16 protein-coding genes are annotated in these 17,749 nt (G+C 58.0%); 7 read left to right on the forward strand and 9 right to left on the reverse strand.

From position 1 onward, the window contains the following. Positions 1-175 precede the first annotated feature (175 nt). A complete protein-coding gene (locus NA78x_RS10430) occupies positions 176-1,246 on the forward strand; it encodes a beta-ketoacyl-ACP synthase III (RefSeq protein ID WP_425618381.1) in 1,071 nt (356 codons plus the stop codon). A gap of 122 nt (positions 1,247-1,368) precedes the next feature. Here NA78x_RS10430 and NA78x_RS10435 read toward each other — a convergent pair whose 3' ends face one another. After that, positions 1,369-1,797, reverse strand: coding sequence for an NIPSNAP family protein (locus NA78x_RS10435; RefSeq protein WP_425618382.1), 429 nt, complete (start codon positions 1,795-1,797; stop codon positions 1,369-1,371). 154 nt (positions 1,798-1,951) lie between these two features. Here NA78x_RS10435 and NA78x_RS10440 point away from each other — a divergent pair, with 154 nt between their 5' ends. Next, on the forward strand, positions 1,952-2,725 hold the full coding sequence (locus tag NA78x_RS10440) for a ComF family protein (RefSeq protein WP_425618383.1): 774 nt from the start codon (positions 1,952-1,954) through the stop codon (positions 2,723-2,725). A 14-nt stretch (positions 2,726-2,739) separates the two neighbouring features. Here NA78x_RS10440 and NA78x_RS10445 read toward each other — a convergent pair whose 3' ends face one another. Beyond that, a complete protein-coding gene (locus tag NA78x_RS10445; protein WP_425618384.1) occupies positions 2,740-4,077 on the reverse strand; it encodes an AAA family ATPase in 1,338 nt (445 codons plus the stop codon). A 146-nt stretch (positions 4,078-4,223) separates the two neighbouring features. After that, positions 4,224-5,477 (reverse strand): hypothetical protein, encoded by a 1,254-nt coding sequence (locus NA78x_RS10450; RefSeq protein WP_425618385.1) that lies wholly within the window; start codon positions 5,475-5,477, stop codon positions 4,224-4,226. Between the two features lie 281 nt (positions 5,478-5,758). Here NA78x_RS10450 and NA78x_RS10455 point away from each other — a divergent pair, with 281 nt between their 5' ends. After that, a complete protein-coding gene (locus NA78x_RS10455) occupies positions 5,759-6,751 on the forward strand; it encodes an NADPH:quinone reductase (RefSeq protein ID WP_425618386.1) in 993 nt (330 codons plus the stop codon). Between the two features lie 134 nt (positions 6,752-6,885). Here NA78x_RS10455 and NA78x_RS10460 read toward each other — a convergent pair whose 3' ends face one another. Genes NA78x_RS10460 through NA78x_RS10470 form a run of 3 tightly spaced genes read right to left on the reverse strand, consistent with a single transcriptional unit; the run spans position 6,886 to position 9,660 of the window. Continuing rightward, a complete protein-coding gene (locus NA78x_RS10460) occupies positions 6,886-7,725 on the reverse strand; it encodes a glycerophosphoryl diester phosphodiesterase membrane domain-containing protein (protein ID WP_425618387.1) in 840 nt (279 codons plus the stop codon). 57 nt (positions 7,726-7,782) lie between these two features. Beyond that, the gene (locus NA78x_RS10465; protein WP_425618388.1) at positions 7,783-8,127 is read right to left on the reverse strand and encodes a hypothetical protein; all 345 of its coding nucleotides are present in this window, start codon (positions 8,125-8,127) and stop codon (positions 7,783-7,785) included. Between the two features lie 24 nt (positions 8,128-8,151). After that, positions 8,152-9,660 carry a hypothetical protein gene (locus NA78x_RS10470; RefSeq protein WP_425618389.1) on the reverse strand — a complete coding sequence of 503 codons (1,509 nt, stop codon included), beginning with the start codon at positions 9,658-9,660 and terminating at the stop codon, positions 8,152-8,154. A gap of 1,159 nt (positions 9,661-10,819) precedes the next feature. Here NA78x_RS10470 and NA78x_RS10475 point away from each other — a divergent pair. Together NA78x_RS10475 and NA78x_RS10480 are read left to right on the forward strand one after the other, a co-directional pair. Continuing rightward, positions 10,820-12,133 (forward strand): reverse transcriptase family protein, encoded by a 1,314-nt coding sequence (locus NA78x_RS10475; protein ID WP_425618390.1) that lies wholly within the window; start codon positions 10,820-10,822, stop codon positions 12,131-12,133. A gap of 37 nt (positions 12,134-12,170) precedes the next feature. After that, entirely contained in the window at positions 12,171-12,368 is a 198-nt protein-coding gene (locus NA78x_RS10480) for a hypothetical protein (RefSeq protein ID WP_425618391.1), read from the forward strand. A gap of 42 nt (positions 12,369-12,410) precedes the next feature. On the opposite strand, the gene NA78x_RS10485 is transcribed toward NA78x_RS10480, so the two are convergent. From NA78x_RS10485 to NA78x_RS10495, 3 genes are read right to left on the reverse strand one after another with little or no spacing between them, the layout of a single operon-like run. Then, complete coding sequence (locus NA78x_RS10485; RefSeq protein WP_425618392.1) at positions 12,411-13,868, reverse strand: sensor histidine kinase; 1,458 nt, start codon at positions 13,866-13,868, stop codon at positions 12,411-12,413. Continuing rightward, positions 13,852-14,505, reverse strand: a complete 654-nt coding sequence (locus NA78x_RS10490) for a response regulator transcription factor (RefSeq protein WP_425618393.1) — start codon at positions 14,503-14,505, stop codon at positions 13,852-13,854. The genes NA78x_RS10485 and NA78x_RS10490 overlap by 17 nt, the downstream gene beginning before the upstream one ends. A gap of 55 nt (positions 14,506-14,560) precedes the next feature. Beyond that, the gene (locus NA78x_RS10495; protein ID WP_425618394.1) at positions 14,561-15,436 is read right to left on the reverse strand and encodes an OB-fold nucleic acid binding domain-containing protein; all 876 of its coding nucleotides are present in this window, start codon (positions 15,434-15,436) and stop codon (positions 14,561-14,563) included. A gap of 263 nt (positions 15,437-15,699) precedes the next feature. Between NA78x_RS10495 and NA78x_RS10500 the strand changes: the two genes are divergently transcribed. Next, positions 15,700-16,602 (forward strand): serine/threonine-protein kinase, encoded by a 903-nt coding sequence (locus NA78x_RS10500; RefSeq protein ID WP_425618395.1) that lies wholly within the window; start codon positions 15,700-15,702, stop codon positions 16,600-16,602. Positions 16,603-16,695: 93 nt separating this feature from the next. After that, the gene (locus tag NA78x_RS10505) at positions 16,696-17,742 is read left to right on the forward strand and encodes an acetyl-CoA carboxylase carboxyltransferase subunit alpha (RefSeq protein WP_425618396.1); all 1,047 of its coding nucleotides are present in this window, start codon (positions 16,696-16,698) and stop codon (positions 17,740-17,742) included. The last annotated feature ends 7 nt before the right edge of the window (positions 17,743-17,749 follow it).

A 17,749-nucleotide genomic window follows, 5' to 3' on the forward strand; every position in this document is an offset into this window, starting at 1 on the left:
CTTTGGTGATCCGTAAATCCGGCCAGCAAACGCGTCGGCATCCCCGGTTGAGTGGGTAAACCGCAAGGAATAGTCGCTGGCCCCAATTTGGGTAACTGGTTATAACAAAGTAGGCGTGCCAGAGATTGGCGGAGCCGGTCCTTTGCCCTGGCATTCACTTCTTCCCGGAACAGGCATGACACCTTCTGTTTCCCGCGTTGACCCGGCGGCAGTGCCGGCCGTCGACACCGCCTCTCATGCAGAGACTGCTCCCCACTCACCCGTCTGGACACTGACCGGCGTGCAAGTCCTGGGAGTCGGTGCCTTTGTGCCCCCCAAGGTCGTCCGCAACGAAGACCTCATTTCGCTCGGCTGCGACGCGGAATGGATCGAACAACGAACGGGCATCCGCGAGCGCCGTCAGGCTGAGCCGCAACTGGCTACCAGCGACTTGGCTTATGAAGCTGCGATCAAGTGCCTGGAACAAGCGGGCATCTCGGCTAAGCAAGTCGACCTGATCGTGCTCGCCACCATGAGCCCCGACAGTCCTGCCCCGTCGACGGCTTGTCGCTTGCAACGCCTGCTGGGCTGCAGTGCTCCGGCCTTTGATGTCAGCGCTGCTTGTGCGGGCTTTATGTATGCCCTGTCGACCGGCATGCAGTTCGTCAAAACGGGCAACGCGCGGCACGTGCTCGTGGTCGGCAGCGATGTCATGACCCGGACAGTTAACCCAGCCGATAAAAAGACCTATCCGCTGTTCGGCGATGGTGCCGGCGCGGTCTTGCTGGGCGCCGGCAATCCCGAGCAAGGCTTTGTCGCCTACACCCTGGGCGCTGACGGCAACGGTGTCGAACTGTTGCACATCCCGGCGGGTGGCAGCCGCGAAGCACTCACCGCCGAGTCGATTGCCGCTGGCCGACAATACATGTCGATGGATGGCCGCGCGGTCTTCAAGTGGGCCGTGCGCACCGTCGCCGATTCGTGCCGCGAAGTTCTCGGCCACGCCGGTCTCACCACCAGCGACGTCACCTGGCTCGTCCTGCATCAGGCCAATAAGCGAATCCTCGAAGCGGCCGCCAGCGATCTCGGCATGCCACTCGACCGCGTGATCGTGAATCTCGATCGCTACGGCAATACCTCCGCCGGCAGCATCCCGCTGGTCCTTGACGAACTGAGCCAACAAGGCCGACTCAACCGCGGCGATAACGTGCTCATGAGCGGCTTCGGCGCCGGCCTCGCCTGGGGCACCGGCCTCTTCCGCTGGTAGAAGACTCCTCCCGTTTGCCCCCGCCCCTGCGGCGGGGGTTCATTGGCTTTTGCAATAGCTGCGGCCAGCTTTCAATCTGCCGGAACTTCGCAGAGTACCGCTTGTTGCCGGCCTAATGTCGACTACGGCGAGTAAGGTGCCTTGGTCATGAAGACCGATTCGACCTTGAGCACGATTTTGCCGTCGGCTTCGGAAGCATCGCGAGCCTTGATCCAGTCGGGATCGGTGCGGAAGGCATCCCACGACTTCTTCGCGGCGGCTTCACTCTCGTGTGAGATGACATAGATCAGCGTGTTCTCGGATTTCGTCGAGTCAGTCGGGATCCAGTACATCTCGTTCTTCATGCCATGCTTTTCGAACAGCTTGAGCGTGTGCTCTTGGAATCGCTTGTTGAGGGCAGGAAGGCGGCCGGGGTGAGTCGTGTAGGTGCGAAGTTCGTAAACGCGGGGCACGGCTTTCTCCTGGGCGACAGCGGAAACGTGAGAGGCAGCAAAGCCAAGAGCCAGCAAGGCAACACTGGCGAACAGCAATTGGAAGTGACGACGAATCATGAAGGATTCTCCAAGGCGGGAAGGCAAAAGTGAACCGCGTGAGTTTGACACGCAGCGCGGGCAGTGAAAAGTCGGGGCAGGGCAGGGGGGCAGAAACGGTTGCGAGCCCGCTTGGTAACGAGTCATACTGTGGCTCACTCTGTGAGACTTGAACGTGAACACGACGCACTGGTTGCAAGCGAAACTGATCCGCTCGGCGTCACTTGCCTCAGAACTACTTTTTCCATCCGCCTGCGCTGCCTGCGGCGACCTATGCGAGACCTCGCAGTTGCCGCTGCGGTCGCGATTGCTTTGCGGAACCTGTGAACAGCAACTGTGGCCGCGAGCGGGCAACTTCTGCCCGCGTTGTGCCATGCCTTATCCGGACCTGCCCAATCCGGAAGGGACGTGCGTCACCTGTCGCGAGCGAAAGCCCGCTTACGATGCAACCAGAACGCTCGGCATCTATGAAGGGATGCTGCGGCAGGCAGTCTTGCGGATGAAGCACCGAGCGTATGAACTTCTGGCAAAGCAGGTGGGTGAACTACTGGCTGAGCGAGTTCGTGAAATGCCGTTCACGCCAGCGCCCAGTGTGGTCGTGCCGGTTCCCATGCATTGGTTGAAGCGACTCTGGCGAGGAACCAATGCGGCCGAGTCGTTGGCTAGTTCTTTCGCGGCAGCATTAAAGGTACCTCTCGTCAGCGACCTGGTCCGTTGCAAGAAGTGGCTGGCGAAGCAACATCATTTGCCTCCGAGCCAACGGTTCGACAACGTACGCCATGCCTACGCGCTAGGCTGGGGGTTTGATGTTCGCGGCGCGAACGTGCTGCTGGTGGATGATGTCGTGACGACAGGCGCTACAACGCATGCCATTGCCCGCGTGCTGAAAAAAGCAGGCGCGGAGCGAGTTTATGTCGCTGCAGTTGCTCGCTCGATTGGCGATGTTTGAACGAAGGCCAGAATCTATGCACCGGAAACCACGGTGAAGTAACTGGGCACCACGCGATCGAAGTACTCAGGCTTCATCTCCACGGGCATCGCGTTGTAGACGCAGTAATTGCGTACTTGATTGAGCAAGTCGCGAGGCTGACAGCGACGCAGTGGACGTCGAGCCGGCTTGTAGTGCTTCTCGATCAGATGATCGACCACTTCCGGCTTGAACTCACAATTGAGGCTCTTGCAGCAGATCTTGAAGAGCAAGTGGAACTCCTCTCGGCCTGGATCCTTCACTTCAATCTTGTAAGGAATGCGGCGGAGGAACGCTTCGTCGGCTAGATCTTTCGGCTGCAGGTTCGTACTGAAGATAATCAACTGCTCGAAGGGAACCTGAATCTTCTTGCCGGTGGCGAGTGTGAGGAAATCGAAGCGATTTTCGAGCGGCACGATCCAGCGATTCAGTAGTTCGACGGGTTGCATGCGCTGACGTCCAAAGTCGTCGATCAGCAGACAGCCACAGTTGCTCTTCATTTGCAGCGATGCCTCGCTGACGTTACTTCGTGCATCGTTGCGAATTTCCAAGGCATCCATGGTCAGTTCACCACCAACGATCACGGTCGGCCGACGAATCTTAATCCAACGGCGATCGTGCTCGGCCGATTTCAACAGCGAGTTGCTCCCTTGTTCGAGCGGCTCATGAAAGGCCGCATCGTACAACTTGATGTACTGGCCATCTTCGGTGATCGTGCGCGGAATCCAGATGTGTTGTCCGTAGCAGGCGGTGATGCGCTTGGCGAGCGTCGTCTTGCCGTTGCCCGGCGCTCCGTACAAGAAGAGTCCGGCACCGCTATTCACTGCGGGCCCCAGCATATCGAGCATCTGCTGTTCAACGGTGATGTCCGAGAACGCCTTCTGCAACTGCCGCTTTTGCGGTGCCTCTGCACGCACGGTTTGGGCTTCGACCGAGACGATGTAATCCTCCAGCGGCACGGGCGCTGCGCCGATGTAAGCGCACTGTTCCATGGCCGTCCGTGCGCGAGCGCGCCCCTGATCGGTAAGCGTGTAGTTGTAGTCGTTCAACTGCGCGCTGCCGCTGTGAATGATCAGCTGTCGCTGGCGGAGCGAGTTGAAGATGGGTTCCAGGATCAAAAAGTTGATGCAAACATTGTCGGCAATTTGCCGACCGCTCGCCGATCCCAAAAGCAGCAAGTACTTCAAGATCAGTGTCTCGACCAACGAAGCCGTGAGCCCGGTTTCTTCGATGGTGCGTGGTTCGGCGGGACGAAAACTGTCTTCCGACAAGATCGATGCTAAGAGGTTGCCGGTGGCAGCCGAGCCAGCAACCGAGGGTGAAGCAGCCGTCATATTGCAATCGTCCTAAAGGTGGGGCGAGATAATCTCCTGTCGCAACCTTAGGTCATGATCTGCCCCACTAACGAAAGAACCCTCTACACAGGGAGTGCAGAGGGTTCGGGTTGTAACGAATAGCCGGGCTAAGCGTTCCTGCGGTACTAAGCCGCGAGTTCTGGATCTGGCAGCAGGCCTTCAAACAGAATGACGCTCAGGACGCCCGAGGTATCTGCAGTGATAAAGCGACGGTCGAAGTCCAAGCCACCGCTGAGGATGCTGACGTCGGCTTCCAAGTAGCCGGTTGCGGTCAAGCGGTCATCACCGGCGTCCAGCGAGATGAAGATCATGCTGGTCGAGAACAGATCGTTGGTGAACACTTCGTCAGCGCCGTTGCCGGTGTAGACATACAAGTAACCCGGCAGTTCCGGAATGTATTGAATCAGCGACAATACGTTGAAGGGCAGGGCACTCAGGTTGAGTGAGAAGGCCTCAATGATCAGATCGGCAATCGCCGCATAGTCAGCCTGTGTGAGACCCACTTGAACATCGTCCAAGTCGACGACATCTGCTGCGTTGAACGTGTTGATCGTCAGCGAAAGTGCAGCACGAGTTTCGGATACAGCTACCAGGTCGGGGCCATTGCCGCCGTTCAATGTCGCCGTGCCAAAAATGGCATTGTCGACAAACAGAGAATTGCCGCCGACGCCCTCTACCACCGAGGAGGTCCCCAAATTCACGGTTGCATTCAAAGCATTGACGACCGACAAGGTCACGGTGTCATTGTCTGTAGTGCCGGTGTTTGCCGTCGAAGTTGCATTCACATTCAAGTTCAACGCGCTGACATTGATCAAGTCGATCATGTCGTCGCCACCTTGCGTGTTGATCGTCAGGCTGCCGGTGATGGTACTGAAGACGCCGACTTCGTCGTCTTGTTCCACAATCACTTCGCCCACATTCGTCGGCGGCACTAGGTCGCCCTCGATGCCAACACTCAACGACGGCAGCACAAACGTACCCACTTGGCGACCCACCACGCTCACTCGCAGGATGTCGTCGCCGTCGCCGCCGCGCACCTTCACGCTACCGAGCACTTCCGCGGCAACCGGCAGCATTTCGCCTTCTTCAGGCTGGGCTGAGATCTGAACAAAGTCGTCCCCCGCCCACATGCCGACTGCAATGTTGCGAACAATCAGGTCCTCAGTGGGGCCGGTGATTTCTTCGCCATCCAAAGCAACGACGTTGAAGCGACCATTGGCCTGCTGATAGATGCCGATTTGATTTGCGTCACTGTCGCCGACGACGGTCAGCAGCCCTTGAGCCAAGGTAACCGTGATATTGCCCGCCAAAACTTCCCGACGTTCCAGGCTCTCCAAGAACAGTCGCCGCGCCGGCTTGACCCGCTGAGTTTTCTTCATTTGTTGGTCTCTCTTGAATGCAATGACTACTTGCTGCGAATCGCCGCATGCGGCAACCGCTACATAACCCGGCAGATCCCTCTTAAACCCCCTATTCCTCCTGGAATAGAGTGACAGTGTCTCTGACAATACCCCCGTAGTCAACTAGCAATTCAGTCTTTTGTCGCTTTCCCATCTCTTCGCCGCCGAACCACGCTCCCGAGGGCTCGCAGTAGAATGCCGCTTTGTGAGTTTGCCCGTCATTAGACGCCTCCCCTTGGACTAGAAAGGTCACGCCCTCCATGAAGGCCGCTTACATCGAACGGACTGGCCCGCCCGACGTGATTCAGGTTGCCGATCTGCCACAGCCAAAGATCGAGCCCGCGCAAGTGCTGGTGAAAATCGGCGCGGTCGCGGTCAATCCGATCGATACCTACATCCGCAACGGTGCCAACTACTGGCCGCTTCCCATCCCCTTCATCATTGGTGCCGACTTTGCCGGGACCGTCGTCGAAGTTGGCTCGCAGGTCACTGCCTTCCAGCCCGGCGATCGAGTGTGGGGAAGCAACCAGGGCTTCATGGGCCGGCAAGGTTGCTTTGCCGAGTACGCAGCCATCGATGCTCACTGGTGCTATCCCACGCCTAGCGACGTCACCGACGAAGCGGCCGCGGCGAGTGCCCTCGTCGGCATCACCGCGCATCTCGGCCTGTTTCAGCGTGCGGCCATCAAGCCCGGCGAGTCGCTGTTTGTGAACGGTGGCTCGGGAGGTGTTGGTTCGGTCGTGGTGCAGATGGCGAAGGCAGCCGGCGCGCGGGTCATCGCCACCGCGGGCAGCAGCGAGAAGATGGCGGCCGTCAAAGCCCTCGGGGCCGACGAAGTGCTGAACTACACGACCGACGACATCGCCGCGGCCGTGCAAAAGTTCTCGCCCGGGGGCGTCAACGTCTATTGGGAAACGACTCGCGAGCCCGACTTCGAGAAGATCGTTCCACTCCTCGCCGAACGGGCCCGCATGTTGCTCATGGCTGGTCGCGATGCCAAGCCGTCGTTCCCCGTCGGTCCGTTCTACGTCAAAGGTTGCTCGCTCCTCGGCTTTGTCATGTTCAAGGCAACTCCCGATGAGCAGCGCATCTGCGCTGGCGATATCAGCCGTTGGCTCTCTTCGGGCATGCTCAAAGCTCACATCGGGCAAATCCTTTCGCTGTCCGAAGCCGCGAAAGCGCACCAGTTGCAGGAAGAAAACACCCTGCGCAAGAGCAACACGCTCTGCGGCAAGATCGTGCTCAAGCCGTGATGAGAAGCGGCGGGAGGCGAGAGACGAGATGCGGGAGATGAGAGGCGAGAGGCACAATTCCTTACTCTCTCTCCTCGGTACTCCGGCGAGAGGGCAGGGGTGAGGGGCCCGACCTGCAACCAATCCCATAATCATCACTCCCCAAACCTCGGTCTCTCCGCAAACGCCGCTGCCACTAACTCAGGATCTTCCGGCATTATCTTCGCCGGCTCCGTTTGCGATTTGAGCAACTCGTAGTACGTACACGTAAATCCGCAGCACACGATCAGCGTTACCAAGTCGTTGACGGTGGTGAGCATGGCATCGATGGCCCAGTTGTCGAACTCCGGCAAGAACTCGCTCGGCAGCGCTGTCAAAACCATCACCACGACCATCGGCGCGCAGAAGATCAAAAACATCACCGCCGAAAACATCTGGTGCGTGTTCGTCAGTTGCCAACTACGTTGCAGGGGCGATACTCCGCCGCGACCTTCGACCACCGCGATGGGCAGGATGTACATCCAGCGAATGTTCAAATAGATCCCCGGAATCAAACAGGCCAGCACGGCAAAGCTGATGGCAACCAGGCTGATGAACATCGAGGGAAACACGTAGACAAAGCCCATCAGGCCGCGCCGCACGATCGCCGGAATATCTTGCTCTTGCTTCTGCAAAGCCTGCCAACAGGCAGCGATCACTATCGTGTTGGCCAATAAGATCAGACTCAACTGCCCCACGCTGCTGAGCAGCGAAAGGATCATGATCGACGGCACATCCTCGCTCAGATAGTGATAGTCGTAATAGCTGACACCCAGTTGCCACGGCAAACACAGCAGCAGCAAGGCACCCAGCAACGTCGGCCAGACACCAAGCAGCACTTCGCCGGTCCGCCGCAGCACCCGGCCATACGTGGGAGCTGGATTCAACTGTTGCTGTGCCTCGACAAAGCCCGGCGACGCGTACGGGTTAGGCTGAGCTGACTCAAACTGCGACATGGCAATTCTCCCAACGAACCCAACGCCGTTTGTCAACGCCCTCGCAAAGGACGCCAGCTACGGCCCCCATCTCGCTTGGTTACAAGTGTCGTTGACGACGAAAATGCAAAAGACAAATAAGGCTGCGGCCGGGAGCGCTACTCCCGAAAAAAGCCAAACCTGCAAAGTTTCGCCTCCACCAGGACCATGCTGCGACAACAGGGACAACGAAAACACTCCCATTATCAGCGAGATGGGCAGCATCGCGAGTCCCAGCGTGGACATGATGGATTGCACGACCTCGGGAGTGTGCTTCAAGCTGGATCCGTCTTCTTTCGCCATGGCGTCAAAGATCATCGCGGCCGCGAAGAGCACGACCGCTACGATCGCAACTGCAGGAACCCACACAATCTGTCGCATCATGATTGCTCGCTGTATAGCTTCGTATTACCCCGCTCCCACGCCCCGATCAAACGCGTCCTGATCGCGCAGTGTTAGAGCCAATTCCGATTCAAACCGCGACAAGCTGATCTGCCACGCGGGATTCTCGTCCGTATGTGCGTTGCAATGCGCGACGAGCAGCTTGTAGAGGAACTTGAACAGTCGGCGAGGCACCCGCAGCGTGCGGAACGAGTCGATGAGTCGTTGCTCCGAAACGCTGGAATCAAACAGTGTCTGCAGCGAAGGTTTCTTCAACGCATCGAGCGCGCACGCTTTGACGCGGGCATTCGCCACGTCGTACAACGCTTCGCCGGTCCACTCAAACGACGGAATCATGTTTTGCTTATCGAGCCGCGCTCGTTGATAGAACTCACGCTCCTCGCGCTCGATGAAGCGAGTCAGTTCCATCGGCAACATCAGCTTGATGCCCAGGCCGGGGTGCTTCAAAAACTTGTTGTCGAGCATCGGCCACATCAGCGCCTTCATGAGCTCGGCCTGGCCGTTGATCAAGTGAGGCTCATCGACGCGATCGACCAGCACGATGATGCCCGGATAGCCGAGCGTTTGCAGAATCGCCTGAAACTTCATCAGCAGTTCGTAGCGGTCGTCGGTGCTGTCCTTGTTCGGCAAAGGCTGAGAAGACAATTCCGCCGGCGTGAACTGCATGAAGACCTTGCGCAGGTCATTCGTATGCCGAATGCCGACGCGCATGCGACTGAGGATGCCGCGTGCGAGCCAGAAGTTCTTCCAGGCCTTCACCAGCCACGGAAGCCAACCGCCGACAGCAATCAACAAATAGAGCCACAGCGGCTGTAGCCAGGTTCCATAGCTATTGGCGAACATCACAATCATCAGCGTGAAGGCGATTGCCATCCACGCCCAGCCCACCGCCAATTGCCAATAGCTTTTGTACGTGTTGAACTTCAGCCGCTTGCGCAAACGATTCCAGCGGTCCTTAAAATTCTCGCCGGTTCCTTGGTCGTAGCAGGCCGTCAGCACCAGCAAGTCGCGGGCTTGATGCCGGTCGAGTTGATCGATCTTATTCTGCTCCAGCTTGCACACCACCGAGTTACTAGGCTGCTTCGCTTCCAGAATGCGGTCGACCAGCCCGGTCACACTCAGCGATAGAATCGCGTCCATGTGATCCCAGAGCTTCCACATTTGCAGGACGCGATCGGGACGACGATTGCGACTGCTCAGTCGATCGCGAAAGCGGTCGAGGAAGGGATTGAAGTCGTCGTAGTGGACCACGAACAGCCGCTTGGCTGGCGACTGATCGTTAAAGGCTTCCAGATGCCGCGCCAGCTGCAGACGCATCGCCGTTTTGCCGGAACCTTTTTCGCCAAACACAATCGAGCTGGCTGGCTCATGCGGATCGCCGTAGACCTTGTCCCAAGTCGGGTGATAGGTGCTATCGATGCAATGTTCCTTGAACACCGGATCGGTTTGCGCATCTTCTTCGGCAAAGGGATTGCGAGCGATTCCATGATGTTCGAGAAACGGTTGAATCTTCATCGAGGCATCTCAGCGGGCAATGACGGTTCCCCAGCGGTCCCGTTCGAAACGGCCACACCGCTGGAAGTGATTTCTGATTGCTTCAAACATAACGATTCCCCGCCCAGCCCCCCAGGGGAGCGCTCCGCGCAGGCTCGCTTCAGGTAGCCCGACGCGTCAGCGAGGGAGCTATTCATTGCGACGATCCATTGCATTGAATCGTAGTGCGAATGTCCCCTCGCTGACGCGTCGGGCTATTTGAAACGCAGGCGACTTCAGCTCATTCGTCTTCGGCCTTTCAATCTTGCGGCGGATTCTCGTCCCTTGACCAGCTTCTCCTTGGATTTCGCCCGTCGGTCATCAGCGGGGCAGGGCAGGGGAGTGTTTGATAACTTTTTGCATCGAAATTTTTCATTTGCATACCGCCTTTAACCTCGTAATTGGCAACCGCTTGCGTCCGTGATAACCGGTTATTGTCCTGTTTTCTTGATAACCGTTTGATAACCACTTTTCACCACCTGTTCAGCATGTTTTCTGTTCTTCACAAACCCCAAGTAACCGCTGCCGCATCCCGCACTAATGGCAACGAACCTTCCCAGCGCCATTTCCGTCGACCGCCGACCGGCGTCGCACTGGCCACTTCAACCTCGCTCCCGCTCACCAGTCACTTACTCGTCCTAAACGGCGATGCGATTGTTCTTTCTCTGCTTACTCGCCCCCGCCCCTGCGGCAGGAGGCTATCGGTGTCTGCACTGGCGTGCTTACTACTCTCTCGCCCCCGCCCCTGCGGCGGGGGTTTATTGGCTTTTGCACTAGCTCGCGATGTTGACAAACAGTCGGTAACTTTATAATAATGTACTGGTTAGTTGGTTAGTGTTTCGTGTGTTATGGATTATGAAGAGATTGAAATAAAATGGTGATTGATTGTCAAGTAACGCCGGCATGAATCTGCGTTCTGGCCACAGCCCACTTCAACTGATACGATCCCCGGCGGGTGGCGGCGCATCCTAAGCCGGAGGAATGGGGCACGAGCAGGAAACTCTCGGGCCTGGTTCTTCCTCTCTGGGGTTACCCCAGGGAATCGTGAAGGGTTAGGATTTCGTCGCGTGAGCGGCGCTGCGCGAGTACGCAGAATCGCTCACGCCAGACCAGTCTCGTTGGGGTGCGCTGTCGCTCATCTATGCCTGCTCTCGATTCCCTCTCGCGCACCCTGGCCACGGTCTTTCTCGCCGGCGAGTGGTCGGAGACTTCCCTTATCGAGCGCGGGGGCCGCTTGCTCGGCAAGAAGTATCGTTGGCTCAAACCCCTGGTTAAACGGCTTTGTGGAGTCTTTCCCGCGCCGTGGCGACCACGTCGATTCGATGTCGAGCGATTCATCGCCACGGATGAATCGTTTGTTGAAGTGGTCCTCAACCGACCGCGTTGGGCGCGTGAGTTTCTCTTTGCGCCACCGATGCTTCCCCTGCCACCCGCGCAAGGCTGGAACCTACCTTCGCTGGTAACCGTTGGTCAGCTTGCCGCCTGGCTGCAAGTCTCCGTGCGCGAACTGGAATGGCTCGCCGATTGCCGTGGCTTCGAAGCGAAATGTTCACCAAACCGCGTTAGAAATTACCACTATCGTCTGCTGACCAAGCGCTTTGGCCAGTCGCGTCTGATCGAAGCACCCAAGGAACGCCTAAAGGCGATTCAACGACAGTTACTCATCGAAATTCTGGAGCCCATTCCGCTGCACGATGCGGCCCATGGCTTCCGGAGCCAGCGATCCATCGTTTCGTTCGCCTCGCCGCATGTGGCGCAGGCCGTCGTACTGAAAATCGATCTGCAAGATTTCTTTCCTTCCATTTCAGCGGCCCGCGTGCGCGAATTGTTCCGTTTTGTGGGCTATCCCGAAAGTGTCGCGCAGCTTCTGACAGGTCTCTGCACCAATACGTCGCCAACCGACGTTTGGGATTCAGAACAGTTGGCCATGACGGACCAATTGCGCATGCGTTCCCTCTACGCTCGCCCACATCTTCCCCAAGGCGCGCCGACTTCTCCAGCGATCGCCAACTTATGCGCCTATCGGCTCGACTGTCGGCTATCCACGCTCGCGCAGGTTGCCGGCGGTACTTATACGCGTTACGCCGACGATCTGGCTTTCTCCGGCGGCCGAGACTTTGTCCGCGGTATCGACCGCTTTCAGATCCAGGCTTGTGTCATCGCCGCCGAAGAAGGTTTTGCGGTCCATCATCGCAAGACTCGCATCATGCGTCCCGGTGTTCGTCAGCAACTGGCCGGGCTGGTCGTGAACCAGCATCTTAATCCCCGCCGAGACGACTACGACCTGCTCAAGGCCACGCTCACCAACTGCCTTCGTCACGGCGCCGCTTCCCAGAATCGCCAGCAACTTCCCGACTTTCGCGCCCACCTACTCGGCCGCATTTCTTACTTCGCCATGATCAATCCCACTCGCGCCGGCAAGTTGCAAAAGCTGTTCGACCAGATCCAATGGTGACAGGGCAGGGCAGGGGGCTGAAAAAGGGAGAATGAGAATGCCAGATGAAACTCCAGTCGATATCAGAACTGCAGCCCATGCCCTGATTGCTTCATTGCCATCAGGTGCAAGTTGGGACGATTTGATGCATCGTATTCAAGTGCGTAAGTGCATCGAAAGTGGCTTGGACGATGCCAAAGCGAAAATGGTGACTGATGGGGATGAAGTTCGCAGAAGGTTCGGGCTGACGTCATAGGTGCCGGTTCCCAACTGGCAGGAAACGCCAGAGTTAAGCCTTCTAGTCGCGCTCGAAGGCTGGAGCAAGCGGCAGCTTGACGGTGAACGTCGTTCCGCTGCCTGGTGTGGAAGCAACATCAATCGTGCCGCCGTGAGCGGCAATAATCTCTGCCACAATGCTCAGCCCGAGTCCTGTTCCTTGTCCCGCAGTGGGCGAAGCGGTGCGCGCTGGATCGGCGCGAAAGAACCGCTCGAAGATGCGTGGTTGATCGGCGGCAGCAATGCCGGGGCCGGTATCTCGCACGCCCAGCACTCCCCAGCCCTGATCGGTAGTCGTGGTAACTTCGACTTCACCTTGAGCGAGATTGTACTGAATCGCATTCGAAACGAGGTTGGCGATCACTTGTCCAAGCTGCTGGGGGTCGCCAACGATGAGCGCGGTCGACAAACTCGTTGTCAGCTGGATGCCGCTCTCGGCTGCCAGCGGATTGAGCCACTCGATGGTGTGTCGCGTGAGTTCCGCCAGATCGCACGTTTCACGGCGAGCCTGCAGCTTGCCGGCATCAGCGCGGGCGAGCAGTAATAAGTCATCGACGAGGCGTTTCATTCGCCGTGCAGCCCGCAGGCAGGTCTCCAGCGCCAGGCAATACTCTTCGCTGCTACGTGGTCGGGCCAATGAATGCTCGGCCTGGGTCAGAATGACCGAGACGGGCGTGCGCAGTTCGTGCGAGGCATCGGAAGTGAAGCGCGTCTGCTGCTGAAACGAAGTTTGCAAGCGCTCTAGCATGCCATTGAAAACAAACGCCAGGCTTTGTAACTCGCGCGAACTGGCAGTTACCTGTAAGCGGCGATCGAGTTGACGCGCCGTGATCTGTTCAGCGGTCGTGGTCAGGCCTTCGATGGGGCGCGTGATTCTGCGCGCTAGCCACCAGGCTGCGAGTCCACCAATGAGTAAGGCCGCGCAGCTGATGAAAAAGATTGTCACGAGCAACGCACTCAGGCGGTCACGTTCTTTACCCAGCGGGCGACCGAGCAAGATGATTTCGTCGGCAGGGCCGCGGACGAAGACTTGCAGATCTCCGTTTTGCCAACGGGCAGTGTACGGATGCGGTCCGTCGCGGGGCGGTAATCGATCGACAGGCTTCAAGTTCTGGGGCACATGTTCGCTAGTGGCCAGCAGTTCGCCGGTCGGTTGCCAAACGGCAAGATACGCGCGATCGCGCGGCGCGGGACCAAACCGATGCCAGTACGTGCGCGAAATTTCGAGATCCTGCGCACTCGTTCCGCTGGTCAGGTCTCGGAAAATGAACTGGGTGGCCGCAAACAGGTCGGACTCTGCTTCGCGAAAGATGCTGTGCCGCAGCAAGCCATAAATCGTGACGCCAAAACCTATCACGACCAGCAACAGCACCGCCAGTTGCGCGCCGAGTACTTCCAGCCACAGCGGTCGACTGGCAGGCAGGGCAGGGGAGGGGAGGGCGGCTTCGGGTTGTGGGGCGGGTTTACTCGGGAATGACATAACCAAGTCCCCGGCGTGTTTCGATGAGATCGCGCCCTAGCTTTTTGCGAATGTTGGAGATGTGAACGTCGAGCAAGTTCGACAAGCTGTTCTCGTTTTCGTCGAACAGGTGATCGTATAGTTCCGTGCGACTGACAACTCGCCCGCGATGCAGTGCTAGATACTCCAGCAACACATACTCGCGAGAAGTTAGCTCTACGAGATTACCGCCCAAGGTAACCGTGTGCGCGCGAAGGTCGATGAGCACGTCACTGATGATTAACTCCGTCACGCTTTGGCCAGCAGCGCGACGAATGAGCGCTCGCAGCCTGGCGAGCAATTCCTCTCGCTCAAAAGGCTTGATCAGGTAGTCATCTGCGACCAGGTCGAGGCCCTCGACGCGATCGCGGACCGAGTCGCGCGCCGAAACGATCAGCACGGGCGTCGCTTTCTCACGACGAAGTTGAGCGAGCAAGTTCCAGCCATCGAGCTTGGGGAGCATCAGGTCGAGCACGATGGCGTCGTAGGTCCAACTGAGCGCCTTGGTCAAACCGTCCTGGCCGTCGGCAGCCAGGTCGACGGCGTAGTCAGCTTCGCACAAGACCTCGGCGATCAGTCGCCGCAAGTCAGGCTCGTCTTCGATGATCAACACTCGCATGATCGGTCCCGAACGTGTAGTTCACAAAGTAGACGAGCCATCTTAGCCAGGAGTGCTACTCCTTGTCGGGAAACTTCCGTTCGATCAGCTTGCGCAGTTCGCGAATCTCGCGCAGGATTTCTTCATGCGGAGGCTGAGCGTGCGGTTCGTGCTTGGGTCCCGCTTTCGGTTCGTGCTTGGGGCCAGCCTTTGGTTCGTGCTTGCCCTTTGGCCCGTGGGGCGGGGCAGGGGGGCGGTGAGGGGCCGGTTCGTCGCGCTCGATCGATTCGCCACTCTTCACGGCGGTGATCATCTTTGCATGGAAGTGATGTTCGCCTTTGGGAGTTTCATGGGTGTGCCCAGTTACTTTGACTTGATCGCCGATGGCGACCAGCTTGGCGAGATCTTTGCCCTGGTGCGGCGGAAACCTGACTTCGGTTTTGTCTGCCAGCAGCAAGCCGTCGATATCGCCTTTACCATTCTTCACAAGCTCGACCACCTTGCCGCTCACTTCCTTGGTGGCTTCCACAGCCCGCGGTTTCTCCTGAGGTCCGTCCTTGCCGGGCGGTGGTGCGGGGCGAGTCACTTTGATCGTCTTGCCTTTGGCTTCCAAGCGAACGGCCGCGAAGACCTTCTCTCCCTTGGGTCGTGTCTCGTTGCGTCCCACCACAATCACCATGTCTCCGGGCTTGATCGCTTGCTCCACCTCGCGGCCAATGTGCGGTGGAAAGTGAACGGCGCGACCATTTTCGAGTGTCAGTCCATCGACGTCTTCGTGATCGTTGCGGACCAGCTTGCTCACCTTGCCGCTGATCGTTTCCGTCCCTTGCTCGGTTTGAGTGACTTCCTCAGCCGATGTCTGCCAGGCGAAGGGGCCGATGCCAGGGAGCGATACCGCTCCGCAAGCGGCAGTAAAGAGGATCGCCGTCTTAGTCCAGATACTTCTTTTCATGACAATTCCTTTCGAAGGCAACTTTTCGCCCTCAGCCGCCCAGGCTGAGAATCGCGTTGTGTTTCACAGGAACTGTAGGCGTGTCTACCTTAACGCTAGATGAAGCCGTCTTTTCCCAGCAGGGCAGGGGGGCTGCCTGGGGTTACATCGCCCGGGCTGCCCTTTATCCATTCGGGGGGCTAGTTTAGACTTAGCGATTGTAGGGCGCACTTGGCGGAACCCTGCAAATAGATGATGAACAACTTTTTGCGAGCATATCGGCTGTGACAAGAGCCCGCGATTTTCTTGGCCCCTATCGTCTGGCGCGACTCATTCGCGTTGGGCAGAGCACGCAAGTTTGGGAAGCAGTGAAATCGGACGACCCGACTCACTACGCGTTGAAAGTCCCCGTGCCGGACAAACGCAAAGACAGAACGATCATCAACGAGCTCAAGCGGGAGTTCGAAGTCGCGGGGTCGATGAATCACCCCAACTTGATTCACATTCACGAGTTCAACACCGAGGGTGACACTCCCTATCTGGTGATGGAATACTTCGAGCATCCGAACCTCAAGCTGTGGCTGCGACTCGGTCCGCAAGCGATCAGCTATTTCGCGCCGAAGTTTGTCGAGCAAGGTTCGCAGGCACTCTTTTATCTGCATACCAAAGGCTGGGTCCATCGCGACGTGAAGCCCGACAACTTCCTCATCAGCGACGATGCTCACGTCAAGCTGATCGACTTTGCGATCTCCGAAAAAATGAAGACCGGCTTCTCGGCATTGCTGGGCAACATGTTCGGCGGCACGCGCACCCAAGGAACACGCAGCTACATCTCGCCCGAGCAGATCCGCAATCAGAATCTCGACGCCCGCGCCGATATTTATAGCTTTGGTTGCGTGCTGTACGAACTCATTACCGGCAAGCCGCCTTACACCGGCGACAACGCCGACGATCTGCTGAACAAGCACCTGAATGCCTCGGTGCCAGCAGTGCTAGTGATGAACGATAACGTCACCGTCGAGTTCAACGATCTGATTCGCCGGATGATGGCGAAGCGCAAAGAAGATCGGCCACCCTCGATGTGGGAGTTTTTGAAGGAGTATCAAAAAATGCGAGCCTTCAAAGTGGTCCCCAAGCCTCCAGCGGTTCGACCAACACTAAAGGACGACCGCAAGGGTTTTCAGTAATGCAATTACGGTGATCCTGTGACTGCATCTCCAGCAACGCTGTCTCAGCAAGCCTGCTCCTTGCTGCCAGCACGAACTGTTTGAGTAAGTGAAATGAGCGATAAGACTATGGCTAACGGCGAGTCCACCACTAACAACGGTTCCAGCAATACGAACACGAGCAGCGCGAACAACAGCGCCCCGGGACTCGATTTCGAACATCCCATTCTGGCGCTCGAAGCTCAACTGCGCACGCTCGAGCAAACGCCAGCGCGCACGCCCGAGCAAGAAGAAGAACTTCGCCGCGTCCGCCGCGAAGTGAACGAACTCACGCGCCAGGTTTATAGCAACCTGACTCCGTGGCAGATCGTACAAGTCGCGCGTCATAAGGATCGTCCTTACACGGCCGACTATGTCTCGCTGGTGTTCGAAGACTTTGTCGAGCTGCACGGCGATCGCAAGTTCGGTGACGACCGCGCGATGCTCACCGGCTTTGCGCGACTCGACCAGCACAAGGTGCTCGTCGTCGGCCACCAGAAAGGTCGCACTTACAAAGAACGGAGTGCCTGTTACTTTGGCTGTGCTCATCCCGAGGGTTATCGCAAGGCGATGCTCAAGATGAAGATGGCCGAGAAGTATGGCATTCCGATCGTCTGCCTGATCGACACTCCTGGAGCTTACCCGGGCATCGGTGCCGAAGAGCGCGGCCAGTCGCAAGCCATTGCCGAGAACATGTATGAGATGTCGCGGCTCAAGACGCCGATCATTTGCATCGTCATCGGCGAAGGTGGCTCCGGCGGCGCGCTGGGCATCGGCGTCGGCGACCGAGTTGCGATGCTGCAGTACTCGTACTACTCCGTCATCAGCCCCGAAGGTTGCGCCGGCATTCTTTGGAAGAGCGCTCAGTTCGCCGAGAAGGCAGCCAACGCGCTGAAGTTCACTTCGAGCGACTTGCTGAGGCTCGGCGTCATCGACCACGTGATCGAAGAACCGCTGGGCGCCGCCCACCGAGATCATTTCCAGACAGCCGCTCGGGTGAAGCAATATCTGCTTCGCTCGCTCCGCGAACTGGCCAGCAAGAAGACCGAACAGCTCACCCAGCAGCGGTACGAAAAGTTTCGCGCGATGGGCAAATTCCTGGAAGAACCCGTCGTGGCGTAGAACGTCG

The organism is Anatilimnocola aquadivae, from assembly GCF_049819085.1.
Taxonomy (GTDB): Bacteria; Planctomycetota; Planctomycetia; order Pirellulales; family Pirellulaceae; genus Anatilimnocola.